We start from the raw sequence: 3,494 nt of genomic DNA, 5'->3' as shown, positions 1-3,494 counted from the left end.
ATGGCGTACATTGAGGCCGGCGGGAAGGAAAACCGTCTGCACTTCCGGGGCCATCACCCCGTTCATGCCGGCCATCGACATTTCATAATCGAGATCGGAGCCGTCGCGCAGGCCGCGAATGATGATGCCGGCGCCGACTTCGCGCGCCGCTTCGACCGCGAGGCCGGAAAAGGTGACGACCGACAATTCGCAATGATGCGCTTCGGCGTCGGCGGCGCAGACCTGTTGGATCATGGCCGCGCGCTCCTGAGCGGTGAAGAGCGGCGCCTTGCCGGGATGGACGCCGATGGCCACGACCAGCTTGTCGCACAGCCGGGACGCCGCGCGGATGACGTCGACATGGCCATTGGTGACAGGATCGAAGGAGCCCGTATAGAGCGCGACGCGTTGCATGGAGCATTGCTACAGAAAGCGACGCCGCCGCACAAGGGCGGCGGCTGCGGCTACAGAAAGCGACGCCGCCGCACAAGGGCGGCGGCTGTGGTCACGCTTGCCGAACGCTGCCGCTCACAAGCTCAGATTGTCGAGATCCTCGATCATTCCGGGTCCGATCGGCGTCCAGCCCAATGTGGCGCGGGTCCACGCGCTGGACGCCGCGAGATCGCGCGCCACGAAATGCGCGAGCCAGCCAAAATGATCGGCCGCCTCTTCGGCGCGCACGGATGCGACCGGCAGGTCCAGCCGGCGCCCAAGCGCCTCAGCGACGGCGCGCATCGTCACGCCCTCCTCGGCCACCGCGTGATAATGCGCCAGCGGCGCCGCCTTCTCGATCGCGAGCCGGTAAAGCCGCGCCACATCCAACAGATGCGCGGCCGGCCAACGGTTCGCCCCGTCGCCCAGATAGGCCGAGACGCCTTTCTCGCGCGCCAAGGCGATGGCATAGGTGATGAGGCCCTGCCTGCGGGGGTCGTGGACTTGCGGCAACCGCATGATCGATATGTTGACGCCCTGCGCAGCGAGAGCGCTTGCCGCCTCTTCCGAGGCCGCGCGCGGCATGTCGGCGGATTTCAAAATCGGGCCGTCTTCGACCGCCAATTCGCCAGGAGGCGCATTCACCATGGCGGTTCCCGAAGTCACGATCAAAGGTCGGCCAGAGCCCTTCAGAACCGCCCCAAGCGCCTCGATCACGCGGCGGTCGTCTTCGCAATTGGCCTGAAAGCGCGAGAAATCGTGGTTGAACGCCAGATGGATGACGCCCTCGGCCCGTTCGGCGCCTCGCGCAAGGCCGGCCGGATCTTCGAGCGAGCCGCGATGAACCTCCGCGCCGGCGGCCTTGAGCATCGACGCGCCCTCGTCGGAGCGCGCTGCGCCCAACACCCAATGGCCGGCGTCCAACAATTCCCGCACGACGGCCGTACCGATAAATCCCGTCGCGCCTGTAACGAATATCCGCATAGCGGCCTCTCCTTTTGCTCTGGGCAAAATTAGGCGACGGCGACATCCTGTTAAAGTAGTGACTTTATCATGGTATAAAGGCTGACAGGATGAGCGAGGAAAACCAGCTCGGCGCCTATCTCAAGGACCGGCGCGCGCGGCTCGATCCCGAGGCTTTCGGCTTTTCGCCGACCCGACGGCGCACGCCCGGCCTGCGCCGCGAAGAGGTCGCCCAACGCGCCAATATCAGCCCGACCTGGTACACCTGGCTTGAACAGGGGCGCGGCGGATCGCCTTCCGCCGACGTGCTGAGCCGGATCGCCGCCGCCCTGATGCTGACCGACATCGAGCGCGAGCATCTCTTCCTGCTTGCCTCCGGCCGCCCTCCCGAGGCGCGCTATCGCGGGAACGACAGCGTTACCCCGCGCCTGCAACGCGTGCTGGACGCGCTGGAGCCGTGCCCGGCCCTGATCAGGACGGCGACCTGGGATGTGGTCGCATGGAACCGCGCCGTGCGCGTGACGCTGAACGATTACGCCGCCGCGCCTCCCGGACAGCGCAACATCCTGCGGTCGATCTTCCTCGATCCGCGCGCGCGAGCCACGCAATATGATTGGGAGAGCGTCGCGCGTCTCGTGCTGGGCGCCTTCCGGATGGATGCGGCGCGCGCCGGCGCGGCGGCGGAGGTGAAGCCGCTGGTTGACGAGTTGTGCCGGCTAAGCCCGGAATTCGCGGCCATGTGGCAGAGCGCGGACATTCAAAGCCATAGCGAGGGGGTCAAGCGCATGCGCCATCCGGTGCTGGGCCCGATCGCCTTCGAATATTCGGCCTTCGCGGTCGACGGCCGCCCCGACCTCAGCATGATCGTTTATAATCCGGTCGATCCGGTCGACAGAGACCGCATCGGTGCGCTCGTCGCGCAATTGGATACGAAGAGCGCGACGCGGACTCCCGAAAGCGCCGAAGCCTGATCGCGGTTACCGCGCCGAGCGCATAATCCAGGCCTATTTCCCGCGCATGGCTTGACGCGCCTCGATCCGGTGTTGTTATATTATAACATAACAATCTTGGACTCGTGCGCGGGGAATGACAATGCGTCGGCATCACCTACTACTCTTGGGCTGCATGGCAGGACTGCCGGCCAGCGCCGCCCGCGCCGATCAAGCGGCCCTTCCCGACATCGACGTCACCACGTCGCAGCCCGACCAGAATTCGAGCGCGGGCTCGCATCCTCTCGCGGAGAAGACGCAAGCGCTCGATCAGGCGCGCGCCAATATCCTGCCGCCGCTGGGCGTGAGCGCCTTTGACATCGGCGCCGCGGCAATCGCCCAATCGCCGCAGGGCGACAATGCGCCGCTCAATCAGGTTCTGCTTCAGGTGCCGGGCGTGTCGCAGGATTCGGCGGCGAGCGGCCTGCTTCATGTCCGCAACGAGCACGCCAATGTGCAATATCGCGTCAATGGCGTCTTGCTGCCGGAAGGGGTGTCAGGTTTCGGCATCCTGCTCGACACCCGCTTCGTCGGCAACATCTCGCTCCTGACTGGCGCGCTACCCGCGCAATTCGGACTCCATACCTCGGGCATTGTCGATGTCGTCAGCAAGAACGGCGTCTTCGACAACGGCGGCTCCGTCGGCGTCTATGGCGGCAGCCATGGAACGATCATGCCCAGTTTCGAATATGGCGGGACTTCGGGTCAGACGCAGTATTTCTTCACCGGCAGTTTCTCGCGGAGCGATCTCGGCATCGAGAACACGACGCCGGCCTATAACGCGATTCACGACCAGAACCAGTCGAGCAGATTCTTCGGCTATGTCTCGACCCTTCTCGACGACGGCTCGCGGCTGAGCTTCTTGACGGGCAGCGCCGTCGCGACCTATCAGATTCCGGCGACGCCGTGGCAGACGCCCTTCCCCGGCGTCGACGCGCTCCTGCCATTCTCAGCCAATTTTCCGTCCTCGGCCGTCGCCGAAAACCAGTATGAAGCCAATCTTTACAACGTGCTGGCCTGGCAGAAATCGGCCGGCGCGCTGGATTTCCAGTTCGCTTATTTCTCGCGCTATAGCGCGCTGCATTTCATGCCGGATGCTTATGGCGATCTGCTTTACAACGGCGTCGCCTC

The 3,494-nt window shown here is 64.8% G+C and carries 3 protein-coding genes and 1 pseudogene; 2 read left to right on the top strand and 2 right to left on the bottom strand.

Translation table 11 applies throughout. The features are described from left to right. The coding region (gene coaD / locus ACE3S9_RS16795; protein ID WP_374547623.1) for a pantetheine-phosphate adenylyltransferase at positions 1-393 on the bottom strand (393 nt) is incomplete at its 3' end. A gap of 114 nt (positions 394-507) precedes the next feature. Further along, positions 508-1,395, bottom strand: a complete 888-nt coding sequence (locus ACE3S9_RS16790) for an SDR family oxidoreductase (protein ID WP_374547622.1) — start codon at positions 1,393-1,395, stop codon at positions 508-510. 89 nt (positions 1,396-1,484) lie between these two features. Between ACE3S9_RS16790 and ACE3S9_RS16785 the strand changes: the two genes are divergently transcribed. Continuing rightward, on the top strand, positions 1,485-2,345 hold the full coding sequence (locus ACE3S9_RS16785; protein WP_374547621.1) for a helix-turn-helix transcriptional regulator: 861 nt from the start codon (positions 1,485-1,487) through the stop codon (positions 2,343-2,345). A gap of 121 nt (positions 2,346-2,466) precedes the next feature. Further along, positions 2,467-3,494: pseudogene (locus ACE3S9_RS16780) on the top strand (ligand-gated channel); the annotation flags it as partial.

The sequence above is a fragment of the Rhodoblastus sp. genome (assembly GCF_041915505.1).
Lineage (GTDB): Bacteria > Pseudomonadota > Alphaproteobacteria > Rhizobiales > Beijerinckiaceae > Rhodoblastus.
This window is presented reverse-complemented; position numbering and strand designations above follow the sequence as displayed.

What these genes read in the sequence shown, in the direction of transcription:
- ACE3S9_RS16790 (WP_374547622.1), bottom strand. Translation starts at nt 1,395, where the DNA reads ATGCGGATATTCGTTACAGGCGCGACGGGATTTATCGGTACGGCCGTC.
- ACE3S9_RS16785 (WP_374547621.1), top strand. Translation starts at nt 1,485, where the DNA reads ATGAGCGAGGAAAACCAGCTCGGCGCCTATCTCAAGGACCGGCGCGCG.